The organism is Runella sp. MFBS21, from assembly GCF_029433105.1.
Classification (GTDB): domain Bacteria; phylum Bacteroidota; class Bacteroidia; order Cytophagales; family Spirosomataceae; genus Runella.
Genome location: NZ_JARNTW010000026.1, coordinates 35,244 through 54,628 on the forward strand (window position 1 = coordinate 35,244; position 19,385 = coordinate 54,628).

Consider the following 19,385-nt stretch of genomic DNA (forward strand, 5'->3'; position numbering starts at 1 on the left):
GGTCGGTGAATCTCGTTAATATACGTTGTAGATATTTCATCTACACAAAACCTCAAAACCATGCAGATTTCTGATTATAAAAATATTTATTTTCTGGGTATCGGAGGTATTGGCATGAGTGCGCTAGCTCGATGGTTCAATATCAATGGCTTTCAAGTAGCAGGATATGACCGTACAGCGACAACTCTCACCGACACTCTCCAACAAGAAGGAATATCTGTTCATTTTGATGATTCTATTGATTTAATTCCTTCGGCTTTCTTAGAAAATCCGACTCAAACTTTGGTAGTTTTTACGCCCGCTATTCCCAAAGACCATCAAGAATACAACTATCTCATCAACAATCATTTTCCTTTACTTAAGCGTTCAAAAGTTTTAGGGTTGATTGCCAACGAAATGTACACTATCGGAATCGCTGGTACGCACGGAAAAACTACTACATCTTCCATGACAGCCCATTTGCTAAGACATTCAAATGTCAACTGCGCGGCTTTTTTGGGAGGAATTACCCAGAATTACGGAACCAATATGCTTCTCAATAAACCCAGTGAAGATTTGAGTTCCGTTCCTTGCGTAGTAGAAGCTGATGAATTTGACCGTTCATTTCTAACCCTGTTTCCAGAGATTGCCGTAGTTACCTCAACTGACGCCGACCACTTGGATATTTATGGTGACCACCACGCTGTTTTGGATTCTTTTTCTGCTTATGTAAGTCAAATTAAACCTACGGGGCAGCTATTCATGAAAAAAGGGCTAGCACTCGCCCAAAAAACTCAAGCAAAAGTGTGGGAATACTCCCTAAACGAAGGAGATTACCATGCACAAAATATTCGTATCGAAAATGCCTGTTTTATTTTTGATGTCGTACATCCTAGTGGAATTATAAAAGAACTAGAGCTAAAAGTACCAGGGTTTCATAATGTCGAAAATGCGATTGCTGCTATTGCTATTGGTCTAACGATAGGACTCACTGATGATCAAATCCGAGAGGCCATTGCTACTTTTGGAGGAGTAAAACGTAGATTTGAATACTACTTAAAAACAGATTCTCATGTGTTAATTGATGATTATGCCCACCATCCAGCAGAAGTGGCGGCATTTCTATCATCATTGAAGGCTTTATATCCTGACCGGCACGTAACGGCGATTTTTCAACCTCATTTGTATAGCCGCACTAGAGATTTTGCGCTTGAATTTGCCCAAAGTTTATCCATAGCCGACAGCGTAGTGTTGTTAGAGATTTATCCTGCTCGAGAGCTTCCTATAGAGGGCGTCTCTTCAGATTTAATTTTTAAGCACATTACATGTGACAAAATGCTGTGTTTTAAGTCTGACTTAATAAACGTTATAAAAAACCGTTCAACCGATGTCATAGCTACAATTGGCGCAGGCGATATAGATACATATATCGAACCTCTAAAACAACTAATTCAAGATTCTATTCCTTTCTCTGGCTTTCACTCAGAAAGTCAGTAAAGTCAAATTTATTATGAAACGCTGGATTTGGTATATACTCGGAGCTCTTGTGGTTTTAGCGCTTGTGATTTTTGTAGAAATACAGCAATCACACAAGCTCTGCAAGGGAATAATTGTCAAATTAGACCCAAATGCGGAATACCCTTTCTTTAGCGAACAAGACATAAAAGACCTTGTCACCTTAAAAGGTGTAGACGAGATAAAAGGCATGTCTTTCTCTGATATAAAACTAAAAGGCCTCGAAAAAAGAGTCCTAAAAAACCGTTTGATAAAAAATTGTCAAGTATTTCGAGATTTATCTGGAAATTTGGTCGTATCTATAGAACAACATAGACCTATCGGGCGCCTTTTAGGTATCCAAACAGCAGAAAACCAAATTTTATCGGCCCAAAATGGCGGATACTTGACCGAGACCGGAGATTTTGTCCCGTTGTCGAGCAAGTTTGCCGCACGTACGGTTATTTTATCCGGAGGATTTTTTAGTAAACAACAAAACATAAAATCGAGTAAAGGGCAAAAAGTGGTAAGCTTCCTGAAAGAGTTGCAACAAAACTCATTTTGGAAAGCTCAAGTAGCTGAAGTAGTAATAGATGACGATAGTGAATTGACGCTTATTCCCCAAGTAGGTCATCATCAAATCGACTTTGGGCTACCCGAGGATGCAAACATTAAGTTTGATAAATTAAAAGTTTTTTACAAAACTATATTACCTCTCAAAGGCTGGGATAGATATAAAAAAGTCAGTGTGAAGTTTAAAAACCAGATTGTGTGTGAATAACCCCTTTTTCTATTACTAAAACAAACTGATGAGGATTTTGTGTGGAAACACTTTACACCCTAACACCATATAATCATGTCAGAAAATAATGTATTTCACCTAGGAATTGACATTGGTAGTACCAAGGTCGCAGCGGTTTTGGCTAAATTAAAAAAGCACAATAACCATTCAATGTTAGAAGTGATAGGCCTTGGCTCCGCTCGTAACGAGGGAGTTTATAGGGGAATTATTAACAATCCTATCAAAACCAAAGATGCTATTCGTCAGGCATTGGAGCTGGCCGCAAAAAAAGCTCAAATGGCGGATTTGTTGCACTACCCACTCACTGCAACTGTCAATGTAAGTGGTACGCATTTAGAAACTACCTCCGAAACTGGATCCATTACTTGTAAATCAACTTTTGTACAAGGGGATGATGTAGCGGCATTATTGGCTGATATGCAACAAACTTTTGATTCTGATACCAATCAAATCATTCATTTATTGCCGCTAAAATTTGCGGTAGGAGACCAACATGACATCAAAGACCCTGTAGGGCATACGGGTCTTAAACTGAGCGGAAACTTCCAAATAGTAACCGCAAAAAAATCAGCGATTCACCAAATCAGGGATTCGTTACAAAAAGCTAATATTCAAGTAGATGAAGAAGATGGCTTTGCAGCTTCTCCTTTAGCTTCGGGGCTTGCTGTTTTGTCAGAAGACCATAAAAACTTAGGAGTGGTTTTGGTAGATATTGGCGGAGGCACCACCGATATTGCTATCTATCACGAAGGCTTGCTAAGGCATGCTGCTGTACTTCCTTTTGGAGGAAATCACATCACCAACGACATCAAAGAAGGTTGTAATCTTACTCACGAAAGTGCCGAAGAAGCAAAAACCACCTTGGGAGAAACCAATCCTGATGCTTGTAGTCTCAATACCATTTTGATGGTACCCACGGCTGATGGCATTCCTCCAATTGAGATTGTAGCTCGTAACATTGTTTTGATAGCTCGCGCTCGTCTGCGTGAAATTGCAGCATTGGTTTTTGCCGAAATCAAAAAAGCAGGTTATGAACATAAGCTTAGAGCAGGTGTGATCCTTACGGGCGGTACTTCTAAGATAAATGGTATCGATTCGATTTTTAGAGATGTTACGAAAATGCATGTTCAAATTGGGAAACCTCAAAACTTAGAACGATTCAATGCACCTATTCATGACTCTCTTGTGAATGATCCCTCTTATGCTACAGCTCTTGGGCTTGCATGGTCAAGTATCAAACCACTTGATAAGCGTGTTGAAAAAAAATCAAAACAAGAGAAAGAGCAGGAGAAGAAAAAAACAAACAGCAGCATTTGGGGAAATTTTGGGATTAGAGATATTAAAATCAAAGAAGTAGGATCTTATATCTGGAAAGGTCTTATGCACGATGATATGGAGGGAAAAGATAAATATTAGCCCTATTCAAACTAAAATCTTTCTCACCAATTGTTTATATTTAAAAAAATATGGTTTTTGCAAGAAAAAACTATTTTGACCACGACTACGAGTTCGTCATGGAAAATTCACAACATTCGGAAGAGGCTCCCATTATAAAAGTAATCGGGGTAGGAGGGGGAGGTAGCAATGCCGTCAACCACATGTATAAAAAGGGCATCAAAGATGTGGTGTTTGTCGTTTCTAATACCGACAAGCAGGCATTATTGAGAAGTCCTATCGAAAATAAAATTCAGCTAGGAGCCGAAATGTTGAAAGGTCTCGGAGCTGGAACTGACTCTGCCACTGGAAGAAAAGCCGCAGAAGAAAGTATTGAGTATATCAGGCAGCTTATGCAACCTCCCACCCAAATGGTTTTTATTACGGCCGGTATGGGAGGAGGTACGGGTACTGGAGCTGCCCCTGTGATAGCTCAAGTAGCCAAAGAAATGGGAATGTTGACGGTAGCTGTGGTGACTGCCCCCTACAGCCACGAAGGTCGAACCAAGAAAAATCAAGCCTTAGAAGGTATCAATGCTCTCAAAGATCACTGCGATACGGTGTTGGTCATCCTAAACGACGAATTGGCCAAGCTTTATGGTAAACTTCCTATTTTGAGGGCCTATGAACACGCCGATAACGTGTTATCCAATGCCGTGAAAAGTATTGCAGAGATTATTACCGTACACGGTAGTGTCAACTCTGACTTTATGGACGTCAAAAAAGTACTAGAAAATGCGGGTACTTCGGTGATGAGTTCGGCATCTGCTTCGGGAGAAAACCGCGCAGAATTAGCCATAGAAGCAGCGTTAAATTCGCCACTTCTCAACAATAGAGATATTAGAGGTGCCCAAAAAATCTTGATTACTCTTGCTTCGAGCACTCAAGAAGAGTACATGGCAACGCTTGACGAACAAATGGCTATTACAAACTACATCGAAAGTTTGATTGGCGATGAAGCAGATATGTGCAAAGTAGGGGTTATTTTTGATGATTCTCTTCAAGAAAAACTCTTGGTGACAGTTATTGCAGCTGGATTTGAAGATTCACATTTACCTTTCCATTATGATTCTACTGGTGTAAAACCCATAAAAAAAGACGCAAATGGGAGTTCTGTAGAACCATCAACTACCACTCCTCAATCTCAGACCAAGCCATCTATAGTCAAAGAAGTAGGTGAAACAACCCCTACGACAAATCCTGTTCCGGTCCCATCTGAAGCAGCGAAGCCACCAACAATCACCGTAGAGTATACCCAAACGCCCAACAATACAGAGCCCCCTCAGCCTCCAAAAATTGAGAGTGAAGCGGCTCAACCAGCAGATAAACATTCTTCTTCAAAGCCATACACTACTCCCGAGCCTCAAGAAGATCCTGCCATTTTGGATAAATTGGTCAAAGACATTACTAATGGCAGATATAGCGCAAGTGACTTAGAAAAGCCCGCATATTTGCGCCAAAACGTAGTCTTATACTCCAAACCAAACTTGCCCGAAGAAGCGTTTATAATGGTTAAACTTGATAAACATAAACGATAAATCGTGGCTTTAGAAAAAATACAAAACGAACTAATAAGTAAAGGCAGCCCCAAAAAGGCTGCCTTTCTTTCTCATTTTTTTAAAACAGGAAAAGGGCAATACGGAGAAGGCGATGTTTTTCTAGGAGTTACAATGCCTCAAATACGTCTTCTTGTAAAGAAATATTCAGATTTGCCTATTGAAGATTGGGTTCAACTTCTTCATAGCCCTTATCACGAATTCAGAATGGCTGCTTTACTTGGGTTGATGTTTCGATTCCAAAAATCAAAAAAAGATGAAGTAGTACAAAAGATTATTTTTGATATATATATAACCAACTTCGAATTCATCAACAATTGGGACTTAGTGGATGTCACCTGTCGTGATATAGTGGGAGCCTATTTGTTTCGACGAGATCGAGCTGTTCTTTATCAATTAGCTACCCAAAGCATTTTATGGGCTCAACGAACCGCAATTGTATCTACTTGGTATTTTATCAAACACGGGCAGTTTATTGATACTCTCCAAATTTCCGAGTTGCTCCTTTCTCATTCTCACGACCTTATTCACAAAGCTGTAGGCTGGATGCTTAGAGAAGCAGGAAAACGCGATGAGCTGGTTTTAGAAGAGTTTTTAGATACACATATTCACCAAATGCCTCGCACAGCTCTGCGCTATGCCATAGAGCGTTTTCCAGAATCTAAACGCAAGTATTATCTCTCTCTTTGATGCTTAGATAAAAAACTTAGTATCTTTGAGCCCACTTCGCCGTTGAGGGCTAAAATACGTTCCACCTAAAAGTATTTTTCAAATCTCGGCAACTCATCTATAAACTGTTAACTGTTGACTTTTATGTCTTGGTTTACTAGAAAAGAAAGAGGTATTCAAACACCTACTGAAATGAAACGAGAAGCCCCTGATGGGCTTTGGTATCAATGTCCCAGCTGTAAGCATGTGATGCATACTCGGGAGCACAAACTCAACGCTTATACTTGTATAAAGTGTAGTTATCACGAAAAAATTGGGTCAGAAGCATATTTTGGAATCTTGTTTGATAATACTGATTACACCGAACTTGACTCCAACATGACCTCTGGAGACCCCCTTCAATTTGAAGACACAAAAAAATACCCTGATAGAATTCGTGATACCATAAAAAAAACAGGACTCAAAGATGCTGTACGCACCGCTTATGGCAAAATGGATGAAATCGATATTGTAGTAAGTTGCATGGATTTTAATTTTATCGGCGGCTCTATGGGTTCGGTAGTGGGTGAAAAAATTGCGAGAGGAATTGATCATGCTCTCAAGCACAAAAAACCTTTCTTGATGATTTCACGCTCAGGAGGAGCCCGCATGATGGAAGCAGGATATTCACTTATGCAAATGGCTAAAACCTCTGCTAAGTTGGCTTTATTATCAGAAGCAGGTATTCCATATGTATCTTTACTCACAGATCCTACAACTGGCGGTGTTACAGCTTCTTATGCAATGTTAGGAGATTTCAATATTGCCGAACCTGGTGCTTTGATCGGTTTTGCAGGGCCAAGAGTTATTAGAGAGACCATAGGCAAAGATTTACCTAAAGGTTTTCAAAGTGCAGAGTTTGTATTAGAGCATGGCTTTTTAGATTTCATTGTCGATCGCAAAGACTTGAAAGACAAATTAGCGAGCTTACTTCGCATGCTTCAATAGTGCTATATTTAAGCATAAAGCCGCAATTTCATTTTGTCATTGCGGCTTTATTTTTTAAATCCTTCTTCTTATGCGTTTAGTATCTCATCCAGTATTGTGCAATTACTACGTGACTTATCGCTGCAATGCTACTTGTGGTTTTTGTGACATATGGGAGAGGCCTTCACCCTACATTACGCTTGAGAATGCTAAATCAAATTTTAAAGCGCTAAAAAAATTAGGAGTTAAAGTTGTTGATTTCACGGGCGGTGAACCTCTTTTACACCGCCAAATTGACGAATTGCTCAGAGAAGCAAAAAAAGCGGGTCTCATTACCACAATCACTACCAACGGTCTTCTCTATCCTAAATACGCATCTCGTCTGAGAGGTTTAGTGGACATGCTTCATTTTTCACTTGATTCGCCTAACAGAGACGAGCACGATCAATCACGTGGCGTCAAATGTTTTGATAAAGTAATGGAGTCTATCCAAATTGCTAAATCATATAATGAACGCCCCGATATTTTGTTTACGGTGTTTGAAACCAACATCCACCAGATTCAACAACTCTGGGATGAAATATGCCTACCCAACGATTTGGTTTTGATTTTAAATCCGGTTTTTGAATATAATCAAGTAGGTGCTCAGCTTTCGACCAAAGCCCTTCAAGAATTAAGAGAATGGGGCAAAAGAAAGAATGTATATCTGAATGATGCCTTTATCCAACTTCGTTTAGACGGCGGTAATCATACCTCTGATCCTGTGTGTTTAGCAGGTAGTACAACCATTGTGATTTCGCCCGAGAATAAAATTATCCTGCCTTGCTATCATCTTGGCTTGAAAGAATATGCCATCGAAAACAATCTTTTCGAGCTTTATCAATCCCCCGAAATTCAACAGCTAGTGGCATTAGAAGGTCGTCTTCCTGCCTGTGAAGGTTGTGCGATCAATTGCTATATGCAGCCTTCTTTTGCCGTTAAAATCAACAAATATTGGTGGAAAGCACTTCCTAGTACAATGAAATATAACTTCATCAAAGGTACTTGGAAGCAGTTGTTTTGACACTTTGGTGATTGTTATCTAATTTTGTATCCTATTTATAACTTCCTCAAACTTTATTGGGTGAGTTATTTATCTTACAGAATCTTCTATCGATTTTGCTCACATTGTAGTATCAATCACCAACTCTTATATGATTCAGTTTTTCAATGAGGATATAGACTTCAAAGTACCTCAATCACGCATCACAAAAAAATGGTTATTAAACATAATTGAAGCGGAGGGGTTTCATCTGAACCAACTCAACTACATATTTTGTTCTGATGAGTACCTTCTCAAGATAAATCAACAATATCTTGAACATGACTTTTACACTGATATTATCACTTTCGACAATAGTGAAGAAGACAATCATATTGAAGGAGACATTTTTATAAGCATAGATAGAGTGAAAGAAAATGCCACTTTACATCAAAAAACTTTTGAAGAAGAATTGCTACGGGTGTTAGCACATGGAGTACTTCACTTAGTTGGATATGACGACCTTGAAGATGAGCAAGAACTTCAAATGAGAGCGAAAGAAGACCACTATTTATCTAAGCTATAAGTAACTTTAAATCAACAACATACAAAGTGCTTCACGTGGAACATTTTAATCATTTTCACAAAAAACACTTTTTTAGTACAACTCAACCACAAACAAGAGATGTTTCCAAAATATGATGTAATAGTCGTAGGAGCAGGACATGCAGGATGCGAAGCGGCGGCGGCGGCGGCAAAGATGGGTTCGAGAGTCCTCCTTGTCACAATGAATATGCAAACGATAGCACAAATGTCATGCAACCCCGCAATGGGAGGAGTGGCAAAAGGGCAAATCGTTAGAGAGATAGACGCACTAGGAGGGCAGTCAGGAATCATTAGTGACAAAACAATGATTCAATTCAGAATGCTAAACCGCTCTAAAGGTCCAGCGATGTGGTCACCGAGATGCCAAAGCGATCGGATGAGATTCGCAGAAGAATGGCGCATGACTTTGGAGCAAACTCTGAATATTGATTTTTGGCAAGATACCGCAAAAGAATTACTCATAAAAAACAAACAGGTAATCGGCATAAAAACAAGCCTCGGCATCGAAATTCAAAGTACTACAGTTGTACTTACAAATGGGACATTTTTGAATGGTCTTATCCATATCGGTGAAAAAAACTTTGGTGGAGGAAGAGTAGGAGAGAAAGCCGCGACTGGTATTACAGAACAATTAATGACATTGGGATTTGAATCAGGTCGGATGAAAACCGGCACTCCTCCTAGAATTGACGGGCGTTCATTGAACTACGAAAGAATGGAGGAACAACCCGGAGATGAGAATCCAGCGAATTTTTCTTATACCGATACACCCCAACTATCCCAACAAAGAAGTTGTTGGATTACCTATACCAATGAAGACGTACATGCGGTATTAAGAACAGGATTCGATAAATCGCCAATGTTTACGGGAAGGATAAAAGGACTAGGGCCTCGTTATTGCCCTTCAGTAGAAGATAAAATCAACCGATTTGCCGATAAAGACCGTCATCAAATATTCGTAGAACCAGAAGGATGGAATACGGTGGAAATATATGTAAATGGCTTTTCGACATCGCTACCAGAAGATATACAATACAAAGCCTTACGGTTGATTCCAGGATTTGAAAATGCACGAATGTTTAGACCAGGTTACGCTATTGAATACGATTACTTTCCTCCGACTCAATTACAGCTCACGCTAGAAACACATCTGATTAAAAACTTATTTTTTGCAGGTCAAATCAACGGTACAACTGGCTACGAAGAGGCGGCTTGCCAAGGATTAATTGCCGGAATAAATGCGCACCAAAATGCCCACGAACTTGAGCCTTTTATTCTGAAACGGTCGGAAGCATACATAGGAGTATTGGTAGATGACCTAGTCAATAAAGGCACAGAAGAGCCCTATCGAATGTTTACTTCAAGGGCCGAATATCGCACCTTATTAAGACAAGATAATGCCGATATTCGACTTACCGAGAAAGGGTATCAAATAGGTCTAGCAGATGAAGCCCGCTATCAAAGAGTAAAAGAGAAGGTTGCCAATACGGAGTTTATTCTCAACGAACTAAAAACTACAAAAGCAAATCCAGAAGAAGTAAATAGTCTTTTGGAAGAGTTGGGGACGACCACAATCAAAGAGAAACAACCACTTTATCATTTGCTCAAAAGGCCCAATATCGAGATAGAAGACCTAAAGAAAATCAAAGGCTCAGTATCAGAATTCCTCAACAAATACGATGAAGAAACCCTAGAACAAGCCATGATAACGGTCAAGTATGAGAGCTATATCGAGAAAGAAAGACTCATGGTCGAAAAAATGAATAAACTCGAAGACCTCGAAATTATTTCAGAATTTGACTATGATAGGGTTTCTGCATTGTCGTTTGAAGGTCGTCAAAAACTCAAAACTATTCGTCCGCGTACCTTGGGGCAAGCCTCCCGAATAAGCGGTGTAAGCCCTTCCGATGTTTCTATTTTGATGGTATACTTAGGAAGATAAACTAAACTTGAAGAATAATCTCGTCGCATGTTTAGCTTTTACATACTTTAAGATTAGACAAAACCACACTCTATAAAGTTAAGTATACCAAAGGAGAAAAAGCGATTATAATAATCCGTCTTTAAAAGATGTTAATTTGCAGGGGCTTTACGAAGCCCCTTTTATTTTTGTCAAAAAAAATCAAGCCATTCATATCTTATGATAGCACCATACAACCGTCCAAATTCTTGTCTATCTTACCTAAGAACTTTTTTTACATATACGGCTCTCTACTTTCTACTTCAATCTTGTGCCCAATCGGTTTCTCCTACGGGCGGTAAAAAAGATATAATTCCTCCTAGTCTTATAAAAAGTAATCCTATCCATAAACAAACCAACTACCGCCAACAAACCGTAGAACTGGAGTTTGATGAATATATAGTGGTGGAGAATTTACAACAAAAACTTCTCATTACTCCAGATGCAGGAGAGTACAACTCCAAAGTAAAACCCACTGGATTGCGAATTACATTTAAGCAACCCCTCGATTCTGCTACTACCTATTCTTTGGCATTTGGCGATGCTGTCAAAGATTTTAGCGAAAAAAATCCAGCCAAAAATCTCCGACTTGTTTTTAGTACAGGTCCGATATTAGATTCCGCTTCGGTCTCAGGAACCGTCAAGGATTTGTTTACTAATAAACCCATGTTGGATGTTTTGGTAGGCCTTTACCCCAATACCGACACGCTCAATATTGAGAAAATGAAACCCAACTACTTTACTCGCTCTGATAGTTCGGGTAGGTTTAGTATTGAAAACATACACCCCAATTTTTATAAACTAATCGCTATCGATGACAAAAACCGCTCTTTGACCTACAATTCTAAGGCTGAGAGAATAGCATATTTAAGGGATAGTATCAGAGTTTTTGATTCTACGCAAATCTCAGACGTTTCAATGAAGCTATTTTTAGCCAATACGACCCCCTCAAAAGTGCGAAATACGCAGCCTAGAGCCAATTATTACTCCATCAATTATGATAAAGGATTTGTGGATTACAAAGTAAAATTTGACAATCCAGAAGACTCTATTCCGCATTTTCAGGCAGGAACCAATGAACTAAAGTTCTATAATACCAAAAATAAGAAGGACACTATACTTACCAAGATAATCATTAAAGACTCTCTCGGTATCCCGTTTGAACATGTCCAAAAAATCAAATTCAGAGAGAGTAGGGGAGGAGGTAAAAATGCAGACAGTAACCGAGACCCCTTCGAAATGAAAACGAATTTTAAAGAAGGTGAAGAAATAGAACCACGTTTGGTAAATCTAAAGTTTACATTTACGAAGCCCCTTCAAATAGCAAAACCAGAGCAACTAGAGTTTTATAGTGATAGCACCAGAACTGAAAAAGTAGCACTTACCGACTATAAATGGGAAAATAATAATACTATTCTTTCGCTTTCAAGGCCTATTAGCGCACGAAGAGAATTTAAAATTATCATTCCAAAAAACACCTTTATCAGTGTTGAAAACGATACTATCCCGGCTAAAACATACAAACTACCTATCATGGACGAAGAAGACTACGGAACACTAGAAGGCGAAATAAAAGGAAGCGATGATAATCTTATTGTGGAACTTCTAGATGATAAGTATGAAGTAGTCAAAACAATCACAGGGCAAAAGTCTTATAGCTTCACCTATTTAAAACCCGCCTCATACTATCTGCGCGTCATTGTGGATAAAAACAACAATGGTCGTTGGGATTCAGGAGACATTAAGCAAAAAACCTTAGCTGAACCCATCATCTTTCACCCTGATGAGGTCAAAGTGAAGAAAAATTTTGTAATGAGTGGTATAGATATAGACTTATCCACAAAATAATTCACAATTATCACATTGTGTGGATAAGCTATTTAGGGTTTTGGCTCATTATTTGTGAACTGTTTAAAAAGAGCAATGTTAATATAAGGCTGTGAAACTACATTTTCACAAAAAATCAAAAGTTGCGGAAAAAATGTGAATAATAATGTGGATAACTATCATAGCAGTGGGTAAGTTGGTGGATAAGTACTCGCATAACTTGTAGATAACCTTCCAAAAGTGTGGATAAAAAGTTATACACATCCAGACTGTTTGTAATCATCCCCTTTTTACACATATTTTCAAGGTGTTTTAAACAGTAAAAACCGTGGATAAACAACCTTCCACATCGTTGATAAAAATATCCACAATCCACCAGTAATTGTGAATATTTGCATATATTCCTGAAAAACAGTAATTTCAGTTGTGGATAAAAATAAAATACTGTGGATAAACCTCTCATTTATTCACATGTTCGTTTTAGAGTAACGTGGAAAACTAGTTGATAACTTTATTGTCCACATATCCACGGCGGTAATGAACTTTAATAGTTTTAAAAATTAAATATTTAAGTTATTAAAATGGGTGCAAGAAAAGTGTGTATAACCTCGCTCTATCGCTCAGCGTACTTATTAGGAATTTTTTCACTTTGGAGTTATACAAGTTGTCTTGCCCAAAGTGATGCAGATTTGGCTGATGCTTATTTCCAAAAAGGAGAATGTGACAAAGTGGTGACGCTTTATCAAAAAGTGCTGCGTAAAGACTTCAATAAAATTTATTTGAGGAGATATGTGAACTGCATGATCAAATTGAAAAACTTTGAAGAAGCAGAGAAATTCTTTAAACGTCAGCAGAAAGCTGACGAAAAGTTTGGATACTTATACACACTGTATTGGGGACGAATGCTTGAGCAAATGGGACAAGTGCCTGCAGCTACTCTCAAATACCAAGAAAGTATCGCTCAAGCTCCACCCAAAGATATCAATGCCTATAAAGATCTCTCGGAAGAATTTAGAGAAATAGACAATACGGAAGCAGCTATCAATGCCTTGCTCAAAGGCAGAGACATGGCAGGAAACGATAATCTCTTTAAAATGGAATTGGCGGCTTTGTATGCGCAAACCGGAAAAACCGAGCAGATGATTGAGGAGCTTTTAAGCCTAGGTGTAGTTATTCAGAGCAAAGAAGTGATTCAAAACTATTTTCAGGATTTTTTGCGGGAAGAAAAAGACCAAGCCAAGTTTGAAAAAATTCTTTATGAAAAAATTCAAAGACAACCTAATGAAACTTTCTATGCTGAAATGCTCATTTGGTTTTTGACCCAAAAGAAGCAGTTCAGTAAAGCATTTATACAAGAAAGAGCGCTAGATAGACGACTCAAATATAACGGCGCAAAAATATTTGATCTTGGAAATCTAGCTTTACAAAATAAAGACTATGGAGCTTCTATACAATCGTTTGAGTACATCATCAAAGAGTATCCGCAAGGACAGCTATATCCTTATGCAAGGCGCATGGTCATCGTGGCAAGAGAAGAACAAGTCAAAAATACTTTTCCTATTGAGCAAGCCGCTGTAAGAAAACTGATAGAAGATTACAAAAAACTATTGGGAGAATTGGGTCAAAATAATCGTACCCTTGATGCAATGAGAAGTATGGCCAATCTATACGCTTTTTATCTCAACGAAAAAGATACGGCCACAGTCATCTTACAAAATGCGATAAAAATTGGCAGAGCAGAAAGTGACTTTATAGATAAGTGCAAATTGGATTTGGGGGATATCTTTTTGCTTAAAAACGAACCTTGGGAATCGACACTATTATACTCTCAAGTCGAAAAGTCTCAAAAAGAAACCCCACTAGGCTACGAAGCTAAGTTAAGAAATGCCCGACTCAACTATTATAAAGGTGATTTTGCGTTGGCAAAAGACATCTTAGATATTCTAAAAATGGCAACTTCTCGGGAAATTGCCAATGATGCCGGCTCATTGAGTTTGTTGATTCAAGATAATACGGGTTTAGATACGTCAGAAGCTGCGATGAGAGAATACGCAGCAATAGACCTATTACTTTATCAAAATCAAACTACGGAGGCGTTAGCGGCCTTAGACGAGCTCTTTAAAAAATATAAAGATCATTCCTTAGCCGACGAAATATTGTGGCTCAAAGCACGGACCTATGCCAAAATGGGTGATCATCAGAAGGCGGTGGATAACTTACAGCAAATTGTGGAAAAGTTCTCTGCTGATATATTAGCGGATGATGCCTTGTTTATGATGGCCGAGCTTTACCAAAATCGTTTTAAGGATAAAGAAAAAGCAATGGAACTTTACCAAACTATCCTTGAAAAACATCCTGCGAGTATTTATGGGGCGGAAGCCAGAAAACAGTTCCGACTTTTGAGAGGAGATTCTTTATAAAATTCGTTATGACTAAAAAAACTTTAAAACTCCATCTTTCTATACTTATATCAGCACAGATACTAATAAGTAGTTGCTATAGCTCTACTTTCTATCTAGTACGCCACGCAGAGCGGCTAGATCAAACTGAAGATACACCCCTCTCCGAAGCAGGAAAAAAAAGAGGAGAAGACTTAGCGCTACTATTAAAAGATAAACAGATTGATTCCGTTTTTGTGAGTAAATACCAAAGAACCTTACAAACGGCACAGCCACTGCTTAATGAGCTAAACCAAAAAACGGGCGTTTATGAAACCAAACCAGTCACGATAATCGCAAATCGTTTAAAAAAACTGAAAGGTAAAAATGCACTGATGGTGGGACATAACAACAATGTCATCGAAACCGCAGTAGCATTAGGGGCAAAACCTACCCTTAAGAGCATTGAGCATACTGATTATGACAATCTTTTGATAGTCAAGATAAAAAGACGGTTTTTTTGGGAAAGAGTAAGCCTCACTGAAACTACTTATGGCCAAAAAACATTGCCATAAACTATCGTAATTTGAGGGTAACTAAAGTGGCTATCGCTAAAATAATCCCAATAATCCAGAAACGAGCTACTATTTTGGCTTCGTGATAGCCTTTCTTTTGGAAATGGTGGTGTAGAGGTGACATCAAAAAAATACGTTTTCCTTCGCCATATTTTCGTTTTGTGTATTTGAAGTAGCTGACCTGCATAATTACCGAGAGAAGTTCGGCAAAGAAAATACCACACATGATAGGGATGAGGAGTTCTTTTCTGATAGCCAAAGAGATAACCGCAATCACCCCTCCTAGCATTAGACTTCCTGTATCTCCCATAAAAACCTGAGCAGGGTAAGAATTATACCATAAAAATCCAATACAAGCTCCTACAAAAGCAGCAATAAATATTACTAATTCGCCCGAATTAGGAATATACATGACGTTGAGATATTGTGAAAAGCGAGTATTACCTGATATATAAGCCAATACACCCAGTGTAAGAGCTATAATAATGGATGTCCCAGCCGCTAAGCCGTCTATGCCGTCGGTGATATTGGCACCATTAGAGACAGCTGTAATGATAAACACAGCCATTATGGTGTAAATTATCCATGTATAACTATCTGGTAATAATCCAAAAAGTAGATTGGAATAATCGAATTCGTTGTTTTTAATAAAAGGAACTGTGGTAGTAGTAGGGTTAATGACATCGCTATATCTTTGAATTTCCCCAATGGCAGTGCTGATGATAGGTTTGTCATATACCCGAATCTTAACGTGCTGGTTAAAAGACAATGTAAGCCCCACAATCAGTCCCAAACCTACTTGCCCCACAATCTTAAACTTACCTTGGAGCCCTTCTTTATTATTTTTAAACTTCTTTATATAATCATCTATAAATCCAATTAATCCCGTCCAAACAGTCGTAATAATCAATAAGACGATATAGACATTGGATAATTTTGCAAAAAGAAGTACTGGAATGAGTAAAGACGCTATGATAATAAATCCCCCCATAGTTGGAGTCCCTTTTTTCTCCATTTGCCCCTGTAATCCCAAATCACGAATAGTTTCGCCGATTTGTTGACGACGGAGAAAATCAATGATGCGACTACCAAATATTGCTGCAATAAGAAGAGACGTAACAGTAGCACCTAAAGCCCTGAAAGAAATATATTGAAATACTCCTGCACCAGGAAAGTTGAATTCTTTGTCAAGAAATGAAAATAAGTAGTAAAGCATAATGAAAGATGAGGTTAGGCTAAACTAAAAAACGCCTATACTTTGCACACAAGGGGGCAAGTATAGGCATTTTTAGTAAAATTCAGAAAAATCTATGTAAAGGAATTACTCAGCCAAATGGAATGCCATCTTTACTTCCTCGTAATCACTCATATTGACGGGTGATTTTTTTACTAACGAATTAGGAATCAGTATATAACGATACTGCTGTTTTTTGGTAGGATTAAACCTACCTTTCAAACCTATCGTCACGATTCGCAGAGAGGAAGAGTTGGGTAATGTATAATCAAAACGCTGTTCGGAGCTATCCGTATTTAATGTAAATGGAAGGGTATGTATATCGTTATCAATTTTTGAGTAAACATAAAGTTGATTGTTTTCTAGCGTATTACTATTAATTTTGATTTGATTGATTTCGTAAGAACGAGCCGGCAATCCAAACACACTAGTACTTACCCAGTGCTCTACAGGAATCCAGTCAGAAGCAACCACATCCGTAGTATTTAAATCTAGAAATGGCTGAGAGGTTTTAGGAACGGCTAAGCCTGTACAATTGAGCATCCAGCCCAAAAGAAAAAACACTACTACACTTAATAATCCAAAGGAGTAAAATCTTCTCATAAGCACACAATGTAATATTGACCTATAACGGGGTACTAGGGTTCATATTTACAAAATTTATGCCAAAATGATAATAGAGATAAATCATTGATAATAAGTGAGAAATAATATACTTTTTTATAATTTATATCTCAATTGGAATTTTAACTCTGTACGATGAGAACTGTCTATTTCGTCTACGTATGAGCCTATTTTGTCTCTTTCGGGCATGGTTGTACGTGCTATCCTTAACCATAAATCTAACTTGCGGTAAGGCGTATATCGTAATAGTATATAATTTCTAAAACCACGTTCGTAATAAACAGGCATGGAAATTGCATAGAGCACATCTTTCTCTACGGCGTACTGCCGAGCATCATAACTATCGGTATTGTAAGATGAAACCCTACTACTAATCGAAATCTTACGCCAAGTTATAGCAACCTCTTGAAAAATAAGCCATCCCTTATCAACAGGAAAGTCTTGATAGCTAAATAAGCTCCCTTGGATGCGAGTGCGAAGCGATATTATTTTATGGGGGGTATATTCGGCATTTAAAATAAGATTTTGGCGAAGAGTATGACTGACAAATCTTTGTTTGGATAGACTAGATGGTATATTTTTTTCTTTTCTTTCATGTCTAATTATCCCATATAAGGTCCATTTTTTAGAAGGCGTCCAAGTGGTTTGAAAAAGTACATCATATCCGCTACTGTTTTGTTTATCAACCAAATATTTATACCAACTGAACTTGTAAATATCTATATACGTACCTATTTTTAGTTTTTTGTGAATAGTATATTTTAGTCCTACATAGAGACCTGTCTCATTGATATTGCGACTATTTTCACCAAAACTATTGGCATAAAAGCTATGAAAATTCTTATCATAGTGCCTAAATACAGTTGTTGCGTCCCAACGTTTGCTCAGACTTGCAAGCATTCCCGCTACAGCCCCAATACCACTGCTTTTTGAACGTGCTATTTCGCCAAAAAAATTAAAATTTTGCCATAAATAATTTCCATGGCACCCTACTACAAGGTTGTCTTTTCCAGAAAATTCATAGTCATTACGAATAGCAGAGGCTCTTTTAAGGGGGATATCAAAGTGAGTATACAAAAAGCTAACCCCTAATTGTCCACGGGTAGAGTTGTACCACAAATGGGCACCCGTATTTTGTTCTACTGTATTGGCACGGTATTGTAATTCATTAGGAATTCGGTGAAGACCATCTATTTGTAAAGAACTGACAACAGTTTGAACAGTAGAATCGTCTTGCACCGCACTAAGATTACCACTACGCCTTGTACGAGAATATACCAAAGTGAGAGAGAATTTTTTGTGCAGCGCATAAGTAGCAGAAATGCCTCTCAAATACCCTGCTTCTGTAACAGAAGTGTAGGGTTTAGCACCCACAGTTGGCCGTCGAACGGTATATACTGTTTCCATCCCTTTTCCTAGAGAAAACCCAGCGGCAAAAATTAGCCCTTGGCCAACCTGTAATTGATAATCACCAATAATTAAATTTTTGAGCTTGCCTCTATTTTGGATTTGGGCATGTATCGAAACAAAGTCAGCACCATATTTGTATTTTGAAGGGTTCCATTCGAAGGCTTCTCCTTCATCTTTTTCAAATGTAAATCCAAAACTAAAATCTCGTGATCGACTATATCGGTAGCGTGCATACCATTGTAAACTACTTCCTTCAAATTTCTGCAAAGTACCATCGCGAGACTTGGGCGCATTGAGGGTTGAGCCCCTTTTGGTTTCGAGTAGCTGCTCCGTACGAAACAAAAAATAATGATCTGAAGGGTTGTTGATCCCTTTCCAAATTTTTTGATTGGGGGAAGAAATTCCTACAAAAGGCAATATTTTATAAATAGTAGGTAAGTCAAAATCCGAAATAGCTTGTAATTCATAGATTGATATAAATGGGCCAATTTGACTGCGATACTCAAAAAAATGATTAAGTTGCCTTTCATTGAGTAAAAATGTCGCCGAAAGCTCTTCGCGAGTACAAGTGTTTAGGTCGAGGGGTGTAGAGTAAAGTTGGATTAAATTTTCGGCTACTTCGTTATAGTTAATATCATCTCCTTGAATCGGTAATAGGTTTTGAATAAAGCTATTGACATCAATTTCACGGCGAATAAAATCTTGATTATAGCCCTTCGTGTAAGTCAATACTATACATAGGGTGAGGCATAAAGCATTAATGACCAGAGATTTAATTGGATGTATACACATGTGCTAAGTTGTTTGAAAACCATTAAACATCCTTAAGTTTGACGAATAGAAGATAAAC

15 protein-coding genes are annotated in these 19,385 nt (G+C 38.2%); 12 read left to right on the plus strand and 3 right to left on the minus strand.

The window, feature by feature from the left end; genetic code table 11:
• Window positions 1-60: 60 nt before the first annotated feature.
• The 12 genes from murC (at window position 61) to P1X15_RS29055 (ending at window position 15,267) form a co-directional block, all read left to right on the plus strand.
• Window positions 61-1,476 (plus strand): UDP-N-acetylmuramate--L-alanine ligase, encoded by a 1,416-nt coding sequence (gene murC, locus P1X15_RS29000; RefSeq protein ID WP_277341627.1) that lies wholly within the window; start codon window positions 61-63, stop codon window positions 1,474-1,476.
• Window positions 1,477-1,489: 13 nt separating this feature from the next.
• Entirely contained in the window at window positions 1,490-2,254 is a 765-nt protein-coding gene (locus P1X15_RS29005; RefSeq protein WP_277341628.1) for a cell division protein FtsQ/DivIB, read from the plus strand.
• Between the two features lie 75 nt (window positions 2,255-2,329).
• Entirely contained in the window at window positions 2,330-3,691 is a 1,362-nt protein-coding gene (ftsA, locus tag P1X15_RS29010) for a cell division protein FtsA (protein WP_277341629.1), read from the plus strand.
• A 98-nt stretch (window positions 3,692-3,789) separates the two neighbouring features.
• Window positions 3,790-5,247: a cell division protein FtsZ gene (gene ftsZ, locus P1X15_RS29015; protein ID WP_277341630.1), complete on the plus strand. Its 1,458-nt coding sequence runs from the start codon at window positions 3,790-3,792 to the stop codon at window positions 5,245-5,247.
• 3 nt (window positions 5,248-5,250) lie between these two features.
• The gene (locus tag P1X15_RS29020; RefSeq protein ID WP_277341631.1) at window positions 5,251-5,955 is read left to right on the plus strand and encodes a DNA alkylation repair protein; all 705 of its coding nucleotides are present in this window, start codon (window positions 5,251-5,253) and stop codon (window positions 5,953-5,955) included.
• A gap of 123 nt (window positions 5,956-6,078) precedes the next feature.
• Entirely contained in the window at window positions 6,079-6,921 is an 843-nt protein-coding gene (gene accD / locus P1X15_RS29025) for an acetyl-CoA carboxylase, carboxyltransferase subunit beta (RefSeq protein ID WP_277341632.1), read from the plus strand.
• Between the two features lie 70 nt (window positions 6,922-6,991).
• Entirely contained in the window at window positions 6,992-7,963 is a 972-nt protein-coding gene (locus P1X15_RS29030; protein WP_277341633.1) for a radical SAM protein, read from the plus strand.
• A 130-nt stretch (window positions 7,964-8,093) separates the two neighbouring features.
• Window positions 8,094-8,507: an rRNA maturation RNase YbeY gene (gene ybeY, locus P1X15_RS29035; RefSeq protein WP_277341634.1), complete on the plus strand. Its 414-nt coding sequence runs from the start codon at window positions 8,094-8,096 to the stop codon at window positions 8,505-8,507.
• 99 nt (window positions 8,508-8,606) lie between these two features.
• Window positions 8,607-10,469 carry a tRNA uridine-5-carboxymethylaminomethyl(34) synthesis enzyme MnmG gene (gene mnmG / locus P1X15_RS29040; protein ID WP_277341635.1) on the plus strand — a complete coding sequence of 621 codons (1,863 nt, stop codon included), beginning with the start codon at window positions 8,607-8,609 and terminating at the stop codon, window positions 10,467-10,469.
• 198 nt (window positions 10,470-10,667) lie between these two features.
• The gene (locus tag P1X15_RS29045) at window positions 10,668-12,335 is read left to right on the plus strand and encodes an Ig-like domain-containing domain (RefSeq protein WP_277341636.1); all 1,668 of its coding nucleotides are present in this window, start codon (window positions 10,668-10,670) and stop codon (window positions 12,333-12,335) included.
• Between the two features lie 560 nt (window positions 12,336-12,895).
• Complete coding sequence (locus P1X15_RS29050; RefSeq protein WP_277341637.1) at window positions 12,896-14,734, plus strand: tetratricopeptide repeat protein; 1,839 nt, start codon at window positions 12,896-12,898, stop codon at window positions 14,732-14,734.
• An 8-nt stretch (window positions 14,735-14,742) separates the two neighbouring features.
• A complete protein-coding gene (locus P1X15_RS29055) occupies window positions 14,743-15,267 on the plus strand; it encodes a phosphoglycerate mutase family protein (protein WP_277341638.1) in 525 nt (174 codons plus the stop codon).
• Window position 15,268: 1 nt separating this feature from the next.
• Here P1X15_RS29055 and mraY read toward each other — a convergent pair whose 3' ends face one another.
• The 3 genes from mraY to P1X15_RS29070 form a co-directional block, all read right to left on the minus strand.
• Window positions 15,269-16,483 carry a phospho-N-acetylmuramoyl-pentapeptide-transferase gene (mraY, locus tag P1X15_RS29060; protein WP_277341639.1) on the minus strand — a complete coding sequence of 405 codons (1,215 nt, stop codon included), beginning with the start codon at window positions 16,481-16,483 and terminating at the stop codon, window positions 15,269-15,271.
• A gap of 105 nt (window positions 16,484-16,588) precedes the next feature.
• Window positions 16,589-17,104: a hypothetical protein gene (locus P1X15_RS29065; protein WP_277341640.1), complete on the minus strand. Its 516-nt coding sequence runs from the start codon at window positions 17,102-17,104 to the stop codon at window positions 16,589-16,591.
• Window positions 17,105-17,221: 117 nt separating this feature from the next.
• Window positions 17,222-19,327, minus strand: coding sequence for a helix-hairpin-helix domain-containing protein (locus P1X15_RS29070; protein ID WP_277341641.1), 2,106 nt, complete (start codon window positions 19,325-19,327; stop codon window positions 17,222-17,224).
• Window positions 19,328-19,385 lie beyond the last annotated feature (58 nt).

What these genes read in the sequence shown, in the direction of transcription:
- murC (WP_277341627.1), top strand. Translation starts at nt 61, where the DNA reads ATGCAGATTTCTGATTATAAAAATATTTATTTTCTGGGTATCGGAGGT.
- P1X15_RS29005 (WP_277341628.1), top strand. Translation starts at nt 1,490, where the DNA reads ATGAAACGCTGGATTTGGTATATACTCGGAGCTCTTGTGGTTTTAGCG.
- ftsA (WP_277341629.1), top strand. Translation starts at nt 2,330, where the DNA reads ATGTCAGAAAATAATGTATTTCACCTAGGAATTGACATTGGTAGTACC.
- ftsZ (WP_277341630.1), top strand. Translation starts at nt 3,790, where the DNA reads ATGGAAAATTCACAACATTCGGAAGAGGCTCCCATTATAAAAGTAATC.
- accD (WP_277341632.1), top strand. Translation starts at nt 6,079, where the DNA reads ATGTCTTGGTTTACTAGAAAAGAAAGAGGTATTCAAACACCTACTGAA.
- P1X15_RS29030 (WP_277341633.1), top strand. Translation starts at nt 6,992, where the DNA reads ATGCGTTTAGTATCTCATCCAGTATTGTGCAATTACTACGTGACTTAT.
- ybeY (WP_277341634.1), top strand. Translation starts at nt 8,094, where the DNA reads ATGATTCAGTTTTTCAATGAGGATATAGACTTCAAAGTACCTCAATCA.
- mnmG (WP_277341635.1), top strand. Translation starts at nt 8,607, where the DNA reads ATGTTTCCAAAATATGATGTAATAGTCGTAGGAGCAGGACATGCAGGA.
- P1X15_RS29045 (WP_277341636.1), top strand. Translation starts at nt 10,668, where the DNA reads ATGATAGCACCATACAACCGTCCAAATTCTTGTCTATCTTACCTAAGA.
- P1X15_RS29050 (WP_277341637.1), top strand. Translation starts at nt 12,896, where the DNA reads ATGGGTGCAAGAAAAGTGTGTATAACCTCGCTCTATCGCTCAGCGTAC.
- P1X15_RS29055 (WP_277341638.1), top strand. Translation starts at nt 14,743, where the DNA reads ATGACTAAAAAAACTTTAAAACTCCATCTTTCTATACTTATATCAGCA.
- mraY (WP_277341639.1), bottom strand. Translation starts at nt 16,483, where the DNA reads ATGCTTTACTACTTATTTTCATTTCTTGACAAAGAATTCAACTTTCCT.
- P1X15_RS29065 (WP_277341640.1), bottom strand. Translation starts at nt 17,104, where the DNA reads ATGAGAAGATTTTACTCCTTTGGATTATTAAGTGTAGTAGTGTTTTTT.
- P1X15_RS29070 (WP_277341641.1), bottom strand. Translation starts at nt 19,327, where the DNA reads ATGTGTATACATCCAATTAAATCTCTGGTCATTAATGCTTTATGCCTC.